This is a genomic window from Rhizobium sp. WSM409, assembly GCF_057653825.1.
This window is the reverse complement of the sequence record NZ_JBYGKP010000004.1, coordinates 144,292-161,323: the sequence shown is the minus strand read 5'-3', so window position 1 is coordinate 161,323 and position 17,032 is coordinate 144,292. Positions and strand designations below refer to the sequence as shown.

Genomic DNA, 17,032 nt, shown 5'->3' with positions numbered 1-17,032 from the left:
GGCGGTCGTGTAACCGCCTCATCGCACAGCTGCATTGATAAGGCCGGCCGAGTGTGCCAAATCGTTTGGTGAGGTAGAAGCTTGGTCGAGCAATCACATCGCAAGGCCAAACGCCGCTCAATCCCGCTCGCGCAGTTCCCGGATAGCATCCGCGAAACTGGTCGGCGCTTCCTGCGGCACGTTGTGCCCGACACCCTGCAGTATGCGACGGTGGTAGAACCCGATGAACTTTCTGGCCTCCTCGTCATTCGATTGAGGAGGGTCGACGCCATCGTCCGCGCCCAAAATTACGATGGTCGGAGCGGCAATATCGGGTTTGCGTGCCAATCTCTCTTCGATTTCTGCATAAGCTGGATCGCCTCCAATGACGCCATAACGATGCCGATAGGAATGGATTACGACATCGATGAAGTCAGGATTGTCGAAAGCGGCCGCGCTTCTCTTGAATGTGGCGTCATCGAAGGACCAGGATGGTGACCAGGTCTTCCATAGAAAACGACTGATCTCGCCCCGGTTCTCGTCCAGGCCTTTGCGGCCACGCTCTGTGTGAAAGTAGTATTGATACCAGTCACGTGCCTCCTGATCAGGCGGTCCCGGCTCGGCGGCGCCAGCGATGTCCTGGATGTTGTAGCCCGTACCGGCGCTCACAAGGCCGACTACTCTTTCAGGCCATAGCGCAGCGACGATGCAGCCGGCTCTACCACCCCAGTCATAGCCTCCGAGGATAGCTCTTTCGATACCGAGGCTGTCCAACAACGCCAGCAAATCCGCGCCTAGTGCCGCCTGCTCGCCTGAGCGCCGCGTTTCCGACGATAAGAACCGGGTTGGACCGTAGCCACGCAAAAATGGCACGATGCAGCGGTGGCCAGCGCCGGCAAGATTAGTCACCACCTCGTCATAGGTATGAGCATCGTATGGAAAGCCATGAAGAAGAATGGTCGGCATGCCATCCGCAGGCCCTGTCTCGTAATAGCCAACGTTGAGCACGCCTGCGGAAACGCGTTTCACGAGAGTTTCCTGCAACTTGAACAAATTTCCCTCGCTTTCAGCGCCAGAACCTCTTGACGTCGCGACGTCGTCACAGGCGTCCCGACCCGCTCTGGTCAGCTTCTGTTGGATTTCAGCAAGATTGGGCCACTTTCCGCTTACGCTAAAGCCGGCAAATTTAGCGCGGTTATTTTAAGTGTGGATCACGTTGAAGCGGTAACGTGTTTTGCGTGAGCAGGTACGTGCCTTTCAATTCGGCGGAGCGAATCTGAAGAGAGTAAAGGTTTTGTCGGTCCAAGCCTGATTGAACCAAGGCGAGTCCTGAATATGCGATGCGGTCACGTACATTGTGCCATCGGGTCCTTGGGCGAATGTGTCCGGCCAGCGTAATCGGCTGTCTTCGAGCAATGGCGTCACCGTTCCATCAGCGCCAAGGATTTTGATGCCATTGTTCGCCATCGTGCTGAGGTAGATGCGGTTCTGCTGGTCGATCCAAAGGCCATCCGTCGGCTCGGTCTCGGCGACCTTCTCGGGCCGAACCGCATTGGGATCCGTTTCCGCCTTCTGCAAGGCATCGGTCGGCAGCCGATACATGGTCTTGCCGGTCAATGCCTTCCAATAGAGGGTCTTGCCGTCAGGCGTAAGCGCAATACTGTCGGCGTTGAACTGCGGCTGGCGGCCGTCCGGACGGCGTAATGGTTTGCCGTCGGTTTCGACGATAACATCCTTTTCGGCCTGCGTTGATGGATCACCGCTCAACACCCGCCAAGCCCTGCCCGAGCGAAGATCCAGCACGACCAGGCCGCCCGGAATGCCAGAGTCCGTGAAATAGGCAAAGGCGCGGTCGGGGGCGATTCGCACGTCGTTGAGATAGCTTGCGGGTCCAGCGACGTCTGGCGAAAAGGGATAGACCTTCTTGACGGCATTGGTTTTGAGGTCGACCTGGACCAGTTTCGGCCCGTCCTTGACTGTCTTTTCGCTGTTGGGTGCAGCTGGGTCGACGACCCAGAGGGAGCTCTTCTGATCCGCAACGACACTCTGTACCGTGACGAAGTGATCTTTCGGCGAGATCTCCGACATCTTGGCATTGCGCCAAGCGTTCCACTCATTGTTGGGATAGGGTTTGATTGAACCGTCGGTCATGACCTCGGCGACGGACACGGGCACATCTTCCGACCAGCGTGGAAAGTTCACAAAAATTCGACCATCTTCGGACACGGTAACGCCGGTTGGTTGATGGTCGAAGGTTGCGACCTTCTGCAGGCGCTCGTCGGTCTGGCCGGTAATCGAGGCAACCAGTTCCTTGGCTTTGTTCGTCAGCTTGTCAGAGGTTTGAGCGCTTGCAGGTTGTGCGAGCGAGATGAACGCGCCTGCAACGGCGAGGCGCGAAACAAGGGATGCGTTCGGTACCATCATTGGCTCCTTTTGGAGAATTTCGGTGCCGAACTTCGTTTTGACCTTCAGGTTCCGTCTCTTCGCTTCATTGATTTCCCTCGAGCGGCCGAGCCGGAGCATGTTGGGCCTCCGTGTGGGTTAAAGGTCACCCGGGCTCAATCAAATTGCCTCACACGGGGACCCTTCCCGGCCGGTCTGGTTCGCGCCGCCATCGGTGAGTGACCAGCAGATCAATCCCTGGCGTTTGGAAGCCGTTTTACCGGTCAAACGATCAACGCAGACACGAGAAACCCATGGTAGGATCGGTCTTCATCCGGCCATTCTTAATTCACATTCCGTCTAATTTAAAAGTAACCGCGCGATTGGCACCGCCTGCCGCCTAGCGCCCTGATGGCCTAAGACACGTGTTTAACGACGTCGTTAGCGACGTGTCTTAGGCGAGGATTGCGATGCGCGTTGAAATTCTTGGGCAGGAACGTCGACGGCGGTGGCGCGAAGAAGACAAGCTTGCAATTGTCATGTCGGTTGGGGTTTCTGGAGCCACGATCACAGAGATTGCTCGTCGTCACGATGTAACGCGGCAGCAGATATACGCCTGGCGTAGCGAGCTCAAGAAGAAGGGGCTGCTCTCGGTGTCTTCGAGTGCATTGTTCATTCCCGTCGATCTGAATGCCGTGCAGAACGATGCCCCTGAATTGAGGGAGAGCTGCTTCGGGATGATTGAGCTACGATTGAGCTGCGGCCGCACCCTTCGCTTCGAGAGTTCGGTGGCCCCCAGCGTCCTGACGCAGGTTATCCGGGCAGTGGAAGCAGCATGATTGGGCCTGGGACCGGCGTTCGGGTGTATCTTGCGTGCGGGATCACGGACATGCGCAAGGGAGTAGAAGGCCTTGCCGTGCTTGCGCAGGATGTTTTGCGTCAGAAGCCGACTGGCGGCGCGGTCTTCGCCTTTCGCGGCAAGCGTGGCGATCGTTTGAAGCTGCTGTATTTTGATGGCCAGGGCTTCTGCCTGTATTACAAGATCTTGCAGAAGGGGCGGTTTCCTTGGCCTTCTGCATCCGACGGGACTGCCCGGCTGACGTCGGCCCAACTGGCGATGTTGTGGGAAGGGATCGATTGGCGTCGTCCTGATTGGGGTGCGCCACCGGCCCGTGTCGGGTGATTTTATCCCACTGAAACCACTGGTTTTTATGGAAATTTATCCTGGCTCGTGGTAGTCAGGATCATGTCTAGCGCGACGACAAATCTTCCGGACGATCCAGCCTTTCTCAAGGCAATGATTGCCGCTTTGCAGGCGGAAAACGCGAAGATGTCGGCCACATTGCAAGCGCATGATCAGTTAATCCAAACGCTGCGGCTGCGCATTGCCAAGCTGAAGAAACAGGTCTTCGGCAAGTCGTCTGAAAAGATTGAGCGTGAAATCGAGCAGTTGGAACTAGCGCTTGAGGATCTGTTGATCGCCGCCGCTGAAGGCAGTACGGCGCCAATCGATGAACCTGATGAGGCGGCGTCTGTTGTTCCCTTGGCGGATACATCTGAAAAGATCATGCGCCGGCGCCCACGCGTCTCGGACAAGGCGGTTCGCGAGCGCCGAGAGCTCGATCCTGGCTCCTGCTGCCCGGAATGCGGAGGTGAATTGCGTCTTGTCGGTGAGGACGTCAGCGAAATCCTCGACATGATCGCCGCGCAGATGAAAGTCATCGAAGTTTCTCGACTGAAGAAGTCCTGCCGCTGCTGCGAGAAAATGGTGCAGGTGGCAGCACCCAGCCGCCCGATACCGGGCAGCATGGCCGGCGCTGGCCTCTTGGCGTACATTCTGGTCTCGAAGTTCGACGACCATTTGCCACTGTACCGTCTGAACGAGATCTTCGCCCGCATGGGCGCCGACATTCCCGACAGCACGATGGTTGATTGGTGTGGTCGCGCCATGCAGGTGCTTCAGCCTCTCATCGAGCGGATCGAAACGGCGATTATGGCAAGTGACCTCCTTCATGCCGACGACACCCCGATCCGAGTGCTGGATCGCTCGCTGCGAGACAAGGGGTTGGGCAAGGGTGTGAAGAAGGGCAGGATCTGGACGTATGTCCGGGATCAACGTCCATGGGTGGGGACTTCCCCGCCCGGTGCAGTCTACTATTTTGCTCCTGACTGGAAAGAAGAGCACGTCCACCGCCACCTCAAGCAATCAAGCGGCATCCTTCAGGCTGACGGCTACAAAGGATATGGCAAGCTATACTCGCCTGGAGAGAATGGAACATCTCGCTTCAAGGAAGCCGCCTGCTGGGCTCATTGGCGACGAGACTTCCACGATATCTGGACATCAAACAAGTCCGAGATCGCGCGAGAGGCTCTCGATCGCATCGGAGCGCTTTACGACATCGAGCGTGGCATCAATGGGCAGCCTCCTGAGATCCGGCTTGCCGCGCGTCAGACCCAGAGCAAGCCTAAGGTCGATGCATTCCGCCACTGGGCTGAAGCTCAACTCACGCGCATTCCGGGCAAAAGCGATCTGGCGACAGCTTTCCGCTACGGATTGAGCCGATGGTCTTCGCTCTGTCTGTTCCTCGAAGACGGTCGCGTTGCGATCGACAACAATGCCGCCGAGCGGGCACTGCGGCCGATAGGCGTGGGAAGACGGAACTGGCTCTTCGCGGGAGCCGATACGGGAGCGGAGACCTTGGCACGCGCCATGACGATCATCGAGACGGCAAAGATGAATGGTCTTGATCCGCAAGCCTATCTGACTGACGTGCTCGATCGCATCCACGATCACAAGATCAATCGACTCGACGAACTCCTTCCGTGGAACTGGTCGACGATCACCGCAATCGACGCAAAGGCAGCCTGATGGCGACAGTCACCTACGTCCGTACGATCAAATTTGTTGCCGAAATTCTCGAAGAGGACCCGGAACTTCTTCAGGCAATCGTCTCCAACGATGATAATCTGAGCTACGGCAGCATCATCTCCGTGTACACCGGAGACGACGAATCCGTGACCGCACTGACGGACGACGGCATGGACGAATTGGAGCAGATGCTCAAAGACGCCCGCCGCTCACCCCAAGAATGGAACGACTTCCTCGACAGCTTTGTTGACGACGAGCTGCTCGTCGCTCGCATCAAAGCAAAATCGCCGCGGTAGCAATCGGGCGGTTACATTTAAAATCTAAAGGCGCCAATTTAAAATTCAATGTCCAACACCGCTTAAGGGCTGCGTGGCGCGCTGCTGGTCATATGACGTCTCAGTCGATGGAACCCTAGAAGACTACCAGCATCAAGGCCATTGGCTGATCGAAGCCTGACTAGGCCTCCGGAAAACACAAAGGCCGCCGGTTGCCGCGCCAGAAGCGGGGACCAAATATGGGGCAGTTTCCGAGACTTTTCAGCCACCACCTCGCCGCCCTGGGGATCCATACTGAAACTTTATTTCAGAGGTCAAGAACGTCCCTTATTCGTACCGCCAGGTCTTCGAACGAGAACGGCTTTGTCAGAAGGTTTACGCCCTTATCCAGGCGGCCATGATGCACGATAGCATTGCGCGAATAGCCGGTGGTGAACAGCGCTTTCATTTCTGGATACATTTCTCTTGCCCTAGCGACGACGTCCGCTCCGCTCATCCCCCCGGGAAGGACAACATCGGTGAAGATCAGATTAACCGGTCCGTGGGCCGCCAGTAGTTGGAGGGCAGTAGGGCCATCCTTCGCTTCCAATATTTGGTAGCCCAGCTCTCGCAGCGACTCCACCGAATATGCCCGCACATCCGGATCATCCTCGACGACGAGGATAAATTCGCCGTCTGCCGCCTCAGGGATCGGCGCGCGCTCGGCCACCTCTTCCTCCGCGCCTTCGGCCAACAGCCTGGGGAGATAGATTTTGACAGTCGTGCCTTCTCCGACCTCTGAGTAAATCTTCACATGACCCTTTGACTGTTTGACAAAACCGTAGACCTGGCTGAGCCCAAGGCCTGTGCCTTTACCTTGATCCTTGGTTGTGAAGAACGGCTCAAAAACGCGAGAAAGGGTTTCGGCCTCCATACCCGTTCCAGTATCGGAAACACTGATTGCGGCATACTGGCCGGGAATGACTTCGGCGTGCATTGCGGCATACGCCTCGTCGAGATGAGCGTTGAAAGTCTCGACCGTCAGTTTCCCACCACCGGGCATCGCATCGCGTGCGTTGATCACCAGGTTGAGCAAGGCGCTTTCAAGCTCATTCGGATCCGCTTCTGTCCTCCAGAGGCCACCAGCTAACACCACTTCGATCTGGTAGATCTCGCCAATCGTACGGTGCAACAGCTCCGACATGCCTCGTATGAGCGCATTCGCGTCAACGGGCTTCGGGTCAAGCGCCTGTCGGCGAGCGAAAGCCAGAAGTCTCTGGGTCAGCGCCGCGGCGCGCCGCGCACCATTCATCGCCTGTGAGGCCGCTCTACGCAGGCGGCCAGCTTCAGGCGGCAAAGTTCGCATCAGCGTGTCCAGGTTGCCGACAATAATCTGCAAGAGGTTGTTGAAGTCATGGGCGACACCACCCGTCAGCTGCCCGACCGCTTCCATCTTTTGTGCTTGTCGAAGAGCATCGGCGTTGCGTGTAAGCTCATCCCTTTTTTGCCTGACAAGATCTTCGAGATTGGCATTGAGCTCCCTTAGAGCCTCCTCGGCGCGCCGCCGCTCAAGCAGCTCGCGCTGAGCGGCGTCGAATAGCCGCGCATTGTCGATGGCGACTGCTGCCTCGCCAGCAAGGCCCGCCAAGCCCTTTTCAGATTCCTCATCGAATACACCCACATTCTCGTGGCCGAAGAAGAGTCCGCCGATAACCTCTCCTGTTCGGGAAATAACAGGAACTGCAAGGTAACTTCGGACCGGGAGATGGCCTTCCGGCATACCGTGGCGTGGTGCGTTTTTTCCGTATCGGCTATCCTTGGTGATGTCGTCAGAGCGCAAAATGCCTTGGCCGAGGAACGTCGGCGCAAAGACTTCGGTGTTGCGCGGCATGGGAAACTTCGAAAACGCGTCCCGGGCCACACCTGAGAGTGTGTAGAGCATGTAGCTCTCGCCGGCCTTGTTGATGACATTGTAAAAGAACGCGCCGAACTGCGCACCGGTCAGCTCGACGCCTGCGTCGGTCACCAACCGAACGACCTTCTCCAGATCGTTCTCGCGTGCAAGGCTGGCGCCCGCGCGATTGAGGATCTCCAAAGCTCGGGTGCGCTCCCGAAGGGCGATCTCGATTTGTCGCTGCTCGGTACGATCCCTGAGGATTTTCACGAACCCAACCAGCTCGCGCCAGTCATCGAAGAGCGGCGTTGTCTCTCCCACCGCCCATATCCGTCCCTCGTCCTTGCGCATCCGCCAGCCTTCGCCTCCTCCTTTGCCGTTCAGTCGAGCATCTTCCAGCTCAGCTGCCAGCAAATCGGGGGCGCCCTCGTCATCTAGGAAGATTTCGATCAGCGTCTTTCCGAGCATCTCCTCCTGCGACCACCCAAGCAGCCTCTCGGCACCTTTGCTCCAGCTGGTGATATTGCCTTCAGCGTCGAGGGTTATGATCCCGGTATCGATGGCGCTGTTGAGGATTTGTTGAAGGCGTTCGGCGGGAAAATTGATTGGGGATTCCATCGTGCCTCGTGGCTGACCTGAATTGCCGGCAGAACTACCACAACGCAAAAGCCTCGGAAGAGTTCATGCGAGAGGGTGTCGGATGGTCCGACCACGCCACGCGCCGCAAAGGGGTACGGTGATAGGATTCTGATGGATTTGTTGTGACAGTGGTCGATTGGCAGCCTGGGGCCCGCGGGCTTCGACTGGGCTGTGGGCAATGGAACCGCGGCGGGATCCCGGCAAGGCCTCGCGCTCGGTGAACCACCCTGGTTAAATCGCGGCGCAGGAAAAGTGCTGCCTGAATAGATGCTAATCTGCCGTATTGTGGTTTTGCGGCGTGACGCGCGATAACGGACCACTCACGCTGCACCGAAAGCCGTCTGGGGCAAAGGAGATGTCGGGAAGCGATCCGAACAAGGACGCGAACGCTGAGCGAACATATCTCGTGCCGTAGCCTTGCCGCGTCGGTTCACGCACCGGCGGACCGCCCGTTTCAATCCATTTCAAGCTTAATTTGGGGCCGCCCGCTTCCGCGATCGTCCAGACGATTTCGACCGTTCCATCGGGCTCTGACAATGCGCCGTATTTGATCGCATTCGTTATGAGTTCGTGCAAACACAGTGCTATCGTGGTTCCGGCCTCGCGGCCGACCGTGATCTCAGGGCCGCTGACGTTGATGCGGCTCATGCCATCACTGTTGTACGGAGAAACCGTCAGGCCCACGACGTCGCACAGCGAGACCTCCTCCCCGCCGGCTTCGAAGACAGCAGTATGGACGTTGGAAAGCGCCTGAAGGCGGCTTGTAAAATCGTCGGCCAAGTCATCGACAGATGCCGCGCCGCGCCTGGTCATCCGGAAGATCGAGCTGACACTCGCCAGGATGTTCTTTACCCGATGATTAAGCTCCAGACGCAGCTCTCGCTCCCGTTCGATGGAATCGCGAACCTGGCGCTGGCGCAGTCGCACCAGCATATTCGACTGGATGGCGTTCACGAATTCCAACGGTGCGATCGGGCGGGTATGGAACAGAAGGCGAGCATCTGGCCAGGAAGCCTGCAATCGGGTGCGTATTCTCGCGACTGGCGCAGAGCGCTCCAACAAAACGACGATTGGAACTTCAGACCAGCCAGCCTGCTCGGCGAGATGTTCTGCGATTTTGCCTACGACCTCGGAACTGAGTGCCTCGTGGGTGATAACGATGATCCCGGGTGACAAGGCAAGATGCTGGACCAGATCTTCGTCCGCCTTGACTGCTTTGACCTCGACCGCCTGCTCACGAAGAGACGCCGCTATATACTCCGCGTCCTTGCGAAAAGGAGCGAGGACGAGAACCCAGTCCAGTTCGCTTTCGGGCGTAACGATGTTCATTTCGGATCAGGCAAGGGATTGTAGGCCACGACACTTACGCTGCCGCTTTCGATCAGCAGCTCGCGGACGTTGAGATCGTGCGGTCCATGACGCTTCTTGACCACCGTGATGTTTCGGCGGAGGCGGCCTTCGTGCTCAACGATCCGAAGCAGGAGGACGGTGTCGCCAAGAAAGCTGACATCGACGTCGATCCCAACATTTTGACCAAGCAGGCCGTGCTGCGCGACGATGAGCATGGTCAGGACACCGGACCGGGCGAGGTATTTCAGGAGCGATTGGATGTCGCGAACGGCTTTCTCTCGATGCGGCAGAGAGTTGAGGTAACCGGTCAAACTGTCGATCACCACCACTCGCGACCTGTTTTGGGTAACCGCCTCCTGAACGATCTGCCCGAATTCACCGGGCGAAATCTCGTTCGGGTTAAAATCCCGCAGGACCAGCTTACCATCCTTGTGGAATTGCCGCAGTTCCATGCCCAAACCTTCGGAGCGGCGGAAGAACGTCTCCAAGCGCTCCTCGAAGAGAAACAGCGCGACATTCTCGCCTCGTTCCAGCGCCGCCGTCGCATAAAGAGATGACATCGTTGATTTGCCGGTGCCGGACTGCCCGATTACCAGTGTGGTTGTTCCGGCCTCCTGACCACCACCGAACATCTCGTCGAGTTCGGCCACGCCAGACTTGATCAGCTGTGGCTTGGCGATCTCTGGCGCTGTGCTCGGCGTGATACGAGGGAAGACGACGACGCCCTCGCCTTCACGTATCGCCATATCGTGATAGCCGTCAGCCACAGGCACGCTACGCATCTTCGAGACCTCGATGCGGCGGCGTACGCCGCCATATTCTTCCAGTGATTTGTCGAAGCGAATGACACCGTGCGCCAGCCCCTCCACCTCCTCACCGCTGCGGTCGTTGCCGGCTGTCTGCGTGTCCAGCAACAGCGCCACGACGTCCTGTTTCGCCAGGAAGGACTTGAAGCCGATCAACTCGCGACGGAAACGCGGCGAGTCACCGGTGATCAAGCGGATCTCAAGTAGGGAGTCGTAAACGAGGCGGCGGGGCTTATGTTTCTCGATCGCGGCTTCGATGGCTTTTCTGGTCTCGTCCAACCGGAGATCAGTGGTCAAGAATATGCTCTGGTCGTCGGCCTCGTTGACCGCGCCGGATGTGGACAGCTCTTCGACGCGGATCCCGTCGAGCGTCCAGCCGTGCGACACGGCAATGGCTTCGAGTTCCGCAGCTGTCTGCGAAAGCGTCACGTAAATGCAGCTTTCGCCCGCCTCGACGCCGGCCCGCAGGAATTGTAGCGCGGCCGTTGTCTTGCCCGATCCCGGCGCGCCCTGCAGCATGTAAAGATTGGATGCCGGCAGGCCACCGCGTAGGATTTCGTCAAGTCCACCAATCCCGGTGCTGACGATCGAGGTCCTTTTCCGTTTTGTCATATTCGTCTTTCGCTAGGATTGTGTTGCGCAAATGGGACCGATGGCGGGCATCGTCTGGGAAGGGAGGCAGTTGCTGTTATATTTCGGTTTCTCGAAACATCAACAGCATTGGGACCCAATCGGCCAGCGTTCCCTCCTCGCAAACGCAGCGGCGGCGCTGTGCAAGCGCATGACGGATTGTTCAGACCTAACCACGGATGTCGTTTTTCTAAGCAAGATGCGCCTGTTCGAGCAGATATCGCGCCTCGTCGCGTCACTGGCATTGGTGCGGCGACCGCAGGGTTGACGGGTTCGGCGCTGTTCATTGGCGACACCATGATCGCCTCCGCGACATCGTTTTATCGCGGTCGACGCACGCTGATGGGCAACCCGACCTCGGCGTTACGCGGTGGCAGGATGACCTCTATATCGCGCAGTCGGGGCTAGGCGTCGACCCATCGACCTACTTCGAGCTTCCCGCAGACAAGGTCGTGGAAATCGGCGAACAGTTCAGCATCTGATCTACGCTGGCTGTAGCGCCGGGAGCGAACCTTCGCCAACGCTCCGCGTTGATGAAGCGGTGAATAGCCACGCTGCTACCCCCAACTTCCGAGTATCCTATGACAGTCATCGCATCGTACATCTACCGAAACGGCAAGCGCGCCGAAGAGGTAGCGCTTCAATCCCAGTCCTTCGTAACCCGAGACGGCGAGTTTGTCTGGATAGGGCTCGCAGAACCCACTTCCGACGAAATGGACAGTCTAAAGATGATGTTCGGGCTGCATCCGCTGGCAGTGGAGGACGCCTTGAACGGGCAGCAGGTGCCGAAGGTCGACGTCTACGGCGACCAACTCTTCGTGGTCATCAAGACGGCGCATTTGGAAGGCGACAAGATAGCCTATGGCGAGACATGCATCTTCGTGGGCAAGCATCACCTGATTTCGGTGAGACATGGATCCGCGAAGTCGCATAAGGGCCTGCGGGAACAGCTTGAGCATTCGCCGCAGCTCCTCGAGCACGGCCCGGACTATGTTCTCCATGGCATTATAGACTTCGTTGTCGACGGCTATCTTCCGATGGTGGAAACCATGGAAGACAGGGTCCTCGAGCTCGAGAAGCACGTCCTGATCTCTTTCCTGGAACGCGAGCAGATCAGGCGCATTTTCAGAATGAGACGTCAGGTCATCAAGTTCCAGCGCGTGCTGGGGCCGATGTCGGAAGTCGTCGGAAAGCTGACCCACCTGGACCTGCCCTGCGTCGACGAGAACTCAAAGCCGTTCTTCCGCGACGTCCATGATCACGTCCGGCGCGTGGAGAGCGTCGTGGGCGGCCTGCGGGACATCATCACATCGGTCTTCGAGGCATCCAACCTTCTGGAGCAGCAGCGGCAGGGGACCATTACGAGGCAGCTCGCCGCATGGGCCGCGATTCTCGCCGTGCCGACTGCGATCGCGGGCATATACGGCATGAACTTCGAGCACATGCCGGAACTAGGGACAGAGTACGGCTACTACGTCGTCCTGACCGTCATCGTCGTCGTCTGTGGTATCCTCTACTCCCGCTTCAGAAAAGCTGGATGGCTGTAACCCGATCGCCAGAAGTTCATAAAGGGCGGTTCCGCCCATGCGCCCATGGGGGGCAGATGAAAAGTCGGCCACACAACAAATCGAGTTGCGCCCTGACCCTCGTTCTCACTTCCGTCGTGCAAATCTGTCGAGCTCTCGACAGCCGACATCCGATTGTCGAAGAGCTCCCCGCGCGAATTCGTGAGCGAGGCGAGCTAGAGGTGCTTTTTCCGAGACACGAAGTCATCAAGGCACTGCACCCTGCCGGTGACCCAGTTCAACCCGGCCACCTTGAACCTAAAATGATGCTGCACATATCGATCCGTTGAAACTTCGGGTCCTTGAACGCCAGGACATCATCATTGAAGGTTCCGAAGGTGGTGTGGGGGCGGTGTTTCATGCCATGATAGAACGCGTCAATGATCCCTTCCTTGAAGTGGTTTTCACGCGGAAAAGCTTTGACAACAGCCTGCCGTTCTTCATCTGTGAACCGATCGTAGCCGCGGCCGGCCACATCCATGCCGGCCCCGCTCTGGAGCAGCGCGATCTCAGGATCCATGAATTCCGGTATGCCGGGCGTCGTGTGTAGAGCGACTGCGTTCCAGACGATTTGCAGGTCGTTGTTCCGGCGGCGCCATGAATGAGCACCTTTTGCCCGGAGACGAGTTGCCCTTGATCAAACAGGCCATGCCAGGCCGTGACCGCGATCACCGGTACGGAGGCAGCATCTGCGTAGCTGATCGTTGCAGGCTTGCGAGCAATCATCTCCGCCGACGCCACCGCATACTGCGCATATGCTCCGATGAACCTCGGATTGGTTACGCCATAGACCGGGTCCCCAACCGCAAGATCGGCCACATCGGCGCCGATCGAGACGACGTCTCCGGATAGATCGGAGCCGAGCGTCAGCGGCAGGGGCTGAGGCAAGGCGCTCTTGTCTGCCCTGATCCATCCATCCCATGGACCCACTCCAGCGGCCCTGACCCTGATCAGAACTTCGCCTGGGCCGGGTGCCGGCTTCGGGACAGGCTCGAATTTCATTGCCTCGGGCGAGCCGAAGTCATGGACGCGCCACGCCATCATGGATGCCTCCTGTTGTTCTGGATATGGATTAGTGGTGTCGGGTGTCATGATGAACTCCTTGAGTTTGCTGCTCCTGGAAGCACGGTTTTTTTGCCTGTCCACTTAGTCGCTAACCGCCAACTATCTCGGCGAAGCCCCGTGAGCAGGATCAGGCAGCGCCATTGCGGCTTGCGCGCAATGCCGATCCAGATGCCTTTGTAAGATCGGCTATCTTGTTGACAGGCTTGGGTTTGGAGTCAGGTTTCATGTCCTGAAGCCGGAGCGGGAGACGATCTCGTTGAGACAGACTGTAGCCTGCTTTTATAGGACCGATTAACATATCAAAGCCTGATATTTTAATCCTTTTATCATATCATAGACTGACAGGCTCGATAGGTTATTGGGCCAACTTCAGATCATCGACCGATCCGCCGATGGGCCAGGCAGCCTCAGGCATCTGATATTCGCAACCTAATAATACCTTCGATGCTAAATCTTCCTGGCCGCTCCGAAACGCAACGATCGCTGTATTTAGGCCGACCTGTTTCAGCGCAGGTAAGATATCCATATCGGCTACCGTCAATTCTTGCGATTTGATCACAGCGTCCAAGTTGGTGCCAGAAATCGCAAGCAATATGCGCCCCGGCTGTATCAAGACCTCTGAACTCGTATAGCCAAAGGCCGAAATTGGCTTTTCCAGGCTGTAGAGATCCATGGAAGGCAAGGTGAATTCTTTCTTTGGCGCAGCAAAGCCGGGCACGGAAGCCTCAAGGTCTGCCGGCAAGTTCTTCACCTCCCCAGAGGGCAGTTCACAGGTCAAAGCATGGACCAGGAGACTATCTTCGGCGCGCGCCTGACAGGCTGCGGCAATTGCCACAATCAACATGATTCCGGTTTTCAATTTGAGTGCCACGGGTTTCCTTCTGTGTTGGCTTTGTTAAAAGTGGCTTGCTGGATCCTTGCTGACGACTTCGTAAACAAGGAGTCGCGGCCTGAGTGAATAGGATTTCCTAACTTAGTCAAACTCCGCCATTGGGTAAGCCGCATTGAGCAGCGGTGCTGGGATCAAATAGGCCTCATCCGGCCTTCTTCGGTCAAGGCTTTTGAGGCCGTCCCCGACTGAAACCGTCGCCTTCGGCCTGTTGCAGGTCGCATGAGACTATCTTCCAGATGCGGCCTGATAAAATCACTGCAGCGATCTTCTCGGCCGCCACCATGCCCGACAGCGGGTGGGTGGCTCTAGATTGGATGGGCTCCGATCACCGGCGTTCCCGCGCCTGCCAGTGGTACCGCCCCTCGCTCAAGTTCCTTGACCTGCTGCGGCGAATCGAAGCGCAGAGCTCGGGGGGTTCGTCGAAGCCGTTTGATGTGAGATTCCATTGGCTTTTGCGACCTCACGAACCGCTCTTGCCCTCGCTATTGAGAGCCAGCGCAGAACGGATGCAATCAAGCAAAATCTGTTCGCCAAACGGTTTTGTCAGGCAGCCGACGATGTCCGGGCCCAACGCAGACACGCGCACATTCTTTTCCGGAAAGGCGGTGATCAGAACAGTCGGAATGCTCTTGCCCAGCGCGACCAGCCGGCGGTGCAGATCGAGCCCGCTCATTCCCGGCATATTGACGTCCGTCACGAGGCAGGCCGTGCGGCGGATATGAGGGAATCTCAAGAAGTCATCCGCGGATGAAAAGGTCTCGGCATCAAATCCCATTGACCTCATGAGCCCCTTGATAGCCTCCCGCATCGACTCGTCGTCGTCGACGATCGCAATCAGAGGTCTCTTGGTTGGCACTGCCGCCTCCCAACTTCGCCGATCAGCATCATCCCAATTAGCGTCGTGGCGCGCTCGACTGGATGGATTTAATATTGAACGGAGACAAAGGCGGCGCAAGCTATACGATCGTATAGAGAAGACTTGCGGCAACGAGCGGGCATCTGCCCAAAAAGTGCCGGTGTCCTGATTGCGATACTCCGGCGAAGGAATTCTTTCGATCGTCGCGATGTATCACTCGGCACAGCGTCGCAAGTGGTTGAGATTTGCTTGCCTCGCGCCGCCCGATACTTGCAGCACGCGTCCCCTTTTGACGGTGGACGCAGCCATGTGGCGTATCGGCACGCCATGGCGGACTCCAGGACGCGCAAGCGCTTTTGGGGACCGCCCGCATCTAGCCTTGTGGCCGAGGTAATTATCGCGCATTCTGGTGTTCGAAGAAATTCCGTTTCATCACTAGCGAAGGAGAGAGGAGGAGTGTTCTCATCGCATGACTGGCGCTCTGCTGGTTGGGCTTCGCCCTCTGCTGCAGTGGGGGTGGATAGTATATATCCCAAGACGTCGATTCACCTTGAGGGCTCTGACGATTGACCGAGGCGCCAGCAACCATCATTGTCATCGATGATGACCCGGAAATCCGCGAGGCGCTTGGCAGTCTGCTGCGCTCCGTCGGCTTTGCCGTCAATCTCCTCGCTTCGGTGGGCGACTTCCTCAGGTCTGGGCGACCCAACGGACCGACCTGTCTCGTGCTCGATGTCCGGCTTCCGGGGCAAAGCGGCCTTGATTTTCAGCTCGAGCTGTCGCGGGAAAATATTCAGCTGCCGATCGTCTTCATCACCGGGCACGGCGACATTCCCATGTCTGTCAAGGCGATGAAAGGGGGCGCGGTCGAGTTCCTGACGAAACCGTTCCGAGACCAGGATCTGCTCGACGCCGTTCACGTCGGCCTGGCGCGCGACCGGGCCTGGCTTGAAAATGAAAAGGCATTGGCGACGGTGCGAGCGCGTTTCGATAGCCTGACCCCGCGGGAGCGCGAGGTGATGGCATTGGTGGTAACCGGAAGGCCCAACAAGCAGATTGCCGGCGATCTAGGCGTGAGCGAGATTACCGTGAAGGTTCACCGCAGCCAGGTCATGCAGAAGATGGGCACCAGATCCCTGCCCGAACTTGCGCGTATGGCCGATAAGCTGATGCTCGCTCCGGGAAAGCCACAAACGCAGATATAAAGGTCTTGGCCGCGCCTAGGTCATCTCCTCCTCATTGGTAATCGATCCTTCCTGGTGGCCAATAGCCCCGGCGGGAGCCCTGCCGTATGGTGAGCGTTCCTTTTCTCCCCTCCTCCCAGACGCCGGATCGCCACCGATCGGCCCGCCTTGGCCTCCCACCCCGCGGGAGGCTTTCTTTTTGGCCTCGGTCCCGGCAAGACACTTTCGACTCCAACACCGGCAACGGTTCGCAACTGACGGCACGTTCATGCGCGCTGGAGTACCTCAGACCATCGCCCCAGTCATTATCGGGGCGCAGGATGACTTCGCCGACATGACCCGCCGGGCAGAAGTTCGCCGATGGGTATTCCAAAGTATCGCAAAGACGAAACCACGGTATAATTTCCCATCGTCCCGTCTATCGCTAGAGTCTATTCGTTGCCTCGGGAGATAGGTGGCGAATCCCCCCGATGCTACCACCAAGCTTCGGCGCTCCCTCCATCCGGAGCTCTGCGGGTCCACGACCCGCCCGACCGCCCAGCAGCCGCTGGGCGGTCCTTCGTATAGGTGGACCACGTATCGAACGGGCGGGCAATGGCCGCTCGTTGTTGGGACGATCAGGCGAGATGTGATAAGGTGGGGGAGTGGTCGCGGTTCGTCATATATG

The 17,032-nt window shown here is 57.9% G+C and carries 14 protein-coding genes and 3 pseudogenes; 7 read left to right on the top strand and 10 right to left on the bottom strand.

Features of this window, described 5'->3' with window-relative positions:
• Nucleotides 1–117: 117 nt before the first annotated feature.
• Both AC25BC_RS31685 and AC25BC_RS31680 read right to left on the bottom strand, forming a co-directional pair.
• Nucleotides 118–1,008, bottom strand: coding sequence for an alpha/beta fold hydrolase (locus AC25BC_RS31685; protein WP_128439532.1), 891 nt, complete (start codon nt 1,006–1,008; stop codon nt 118–120).
• A gap of 228 nt (nt 1,009–1,236) precedes the next feature.
• Nucleotides 1,237–2,502: an SMP-30/gluconolactonase/LRE family protein gene (locus tag AC25BC_RS31680; RefSeq protein WP_003555120.1), complete on the bottom strand. Its 1,266-nt coding sequence runs from the start codon at nt 2,500–2,502 to the stop codon at nt 1,237–1,239.
• A 329-nt stretch (nt 2,503–2,831) separates the two neighbouring features.
• On the opposite strand from AC25BC_RS31680, the gene tnpA reads away from it, so the two are divergent.
• From tnpA to AC25BC_RS31660, 4 genes are all read left to right on the top strand, one after another.
• On the top strand, nt 2,832–3,200 hold the full coding sequence (gene tnpA / locus AC25BC_RS31675; protein ID WP_128439531.1) for an IS66-like element accessory protein TnpA: 369 nt from the start codon (nt 2,832–2,834) through the stop codon (nt 3,198–3,200).
• The gene (gene tnpB, locus AC25BC_RS31670) at nt 3,197–3,544 is read left to right on the top strand and encodes an IS66 family insertion sequence element accessory protein TnpB (RefSeq protein WP_128439530.1); all 348 of its coding nucleotides are present in this window, start codon (nt 3,197–3,199) and stop codon (nt 3,542–3,544) included. Before tnpA ends, tnpB begins: the two co-directional genes overlap by 4 nt.
• 63 nt (nt 3,545–3,607) lie before the next feature.
• Complete coding sequence (gene tnpC / locus AC25BC_RS31665) at nt 3,608–5,230, top strand: IS66 family transposase (RefSeq protein ID WP_017995947.1); 1,623 nt, start codon at nt 3,608–3,610, stop codon at nt 5,228–5,230.
• Nucleotides 5,230–5,526: a hypothetical protein gene (locus tag AC25BC_RS31660; protein WP_003554972.1), complete on the top strand. Its 297-nt coding sequence runs from the start codon at nt 5,230–5,232 to the stop codon at nt 5,524–5,526. The genes tnpC and AC25BC_RS31660 overlap by 1 nt, the downstream gene beginning before the upstream one ends.
• Before the next feature lie 286 nt (nt 5,527–5,812).
• On the opposite strand, the gene AC25BC_RS31655 is transcribed toward AC25BC_RS31660, so the two are convergent.
• The 3 genes from AC25BC_RS31655 to AC25BC_RS31645 all read right to left on the bottom strand — a co-directional run bounded on the left by AC25BC_RS31655 (nt 5,813) and on the right by AC25BC_RS31645 (nt 10,785).
• Nucleotides 5,813–7,996 (bottom strand): ATP-binding protein, encoded by a 2,184-nt coding sequence (locus AC25BC_RS31655; RefSeq protein ID WP_128439529.1) that lies wholly within the window; start codon nt 7,994–7,996, stop codon nt 5,813–5,815.
• 291 nt (nt 7,997–8,287) lie between these two features.
• Nucleotides 8,288–9,346, bottom strand: a complete 1,059-nt coding sequence (locus AC25BC_RS31650; RefSeq protein ID WP_012760419.1) for a sensor histidine kinase — start codon at nt 9,344–9,346, stop codon at nt 8,288–8,290.
• Complete coding sequence (locus AC25BC_RS31645; protein WP_003555124.1) at nt 9,343–10,785, bottom strand: DUF7125 family protein; 1,443 nt, start codon at nt 10,783–10,785, stop codon at nt 9,343–9,345. The genes AC25BC_RS31650 and AC25BC_RS31645 overlap by 4 nt, the downstream gene beginning before the upstream one ends.
• A gap of 40 nt (nt 10,786–10,825) precedes the next feature.
• On the opposite strand from AC25BC_RS31645, the gene AC25BC_RS31640 reads away from it, so the two are divergent.
• Together AC25BC_RS31640 and corA are read left to right on the top strand one after the other, a co-directional pair.
• Nucleotides 10,826–11,071, top strand: a complete 246-nt coding sequence (locus tag AC25BC_RS31640; protein WP_245459851.1) for a hypothetical protein — start codon at nt 10,826–10,828, stop codon at nt 11,069–11,071.
• Between the two features lie 313 nt (nt 11,072–11,384).
• The gene (gene corA, locus AC25BC_RS31635; protein ID WP_128439528.1) at nt 11,385–12,350 is read left to right on the top strand and encodes a magnesium/cobalt transporter CorA; all 966 of its coding nucleotides are present in this window, start codon (nt 11,385–11,387) and stop codon (nt 12,348–12,350) included.
• Nucleotides 12,351–12,606: 256 nt separating this feature from the next.
• Here the strand turns inward: corA and AC25BC_RS31630 are convergent.
• From AC25BC_RS31630 to AC25BC_RS31610, 5 genes and pseudogenes are all read right to left on the bottom strand, one after another.
• Nucleotides 12,607–12,948, bottom strand: a pseudogene (locus AC25BC_RS31630) (HD domain-containing protein); the annotation flags it as partial.
• Nucleotides 12,949–12,953: 5 nt separating this feature from the next.
• Nucleotides 12,954–13,412, bottom strand: a pseudogene (locus tag AC25BC_RS31625) (NADP-dependent oxidoreductase); the annotation flags it as partial.
• Nucleotides 13,413–13,549: 137 nt separating this feature from the next.
• Nucleotides 13,550–13,731, bottom strand: a pseudogene (locus AC25BC_RS31620) (hypothetical protein); the annotation flags it as partial.
• A 57-nt stretch (nt 13,732–13,788) separates the two neighbouring features.
• On the bottom strand, nt 13,789–14,304 hold the full coding sequence (locus AC25BC_RS31615) for a hypothetical protein (protein ID WP_245459850.1): 516 nt from the start codon (nt 14,302–14,304) through the stop codon (nt 13,789–13,791).
• Nucleotides 14,305–14,785: 481 nt separating this feature from the next.
• Complete coding sequence (locus AC25BC_RS31610) at nt 14,786–15,181, bottom strand: response regulator transcription factor (RefSeq protein WP_012760425.1); 396 nt, start codon at nt 15,179–15,181, stop codon at nt 14,786–14,788.
• A gap of 566 nt (nt 15,182–15,747) precedes the next feature.
• Here AC25BC_RS31610 and AC25BC_RS31605 point away from each other — a divergent pair.
• Nucleotides 15,748–16,386 (top strand): response regulator transcription factor, encoded by a 639-nt coding sequence (locus tag AC25BC_RS31605; protein ID WP_128439526.1) that lies wholly within the window; start codon nt 15,748–15,750, stop codon nt 16,384–16,386.
• The last annotated feature ends 646 nt before the right edge of the window (nt 16,387–17,032 follow it).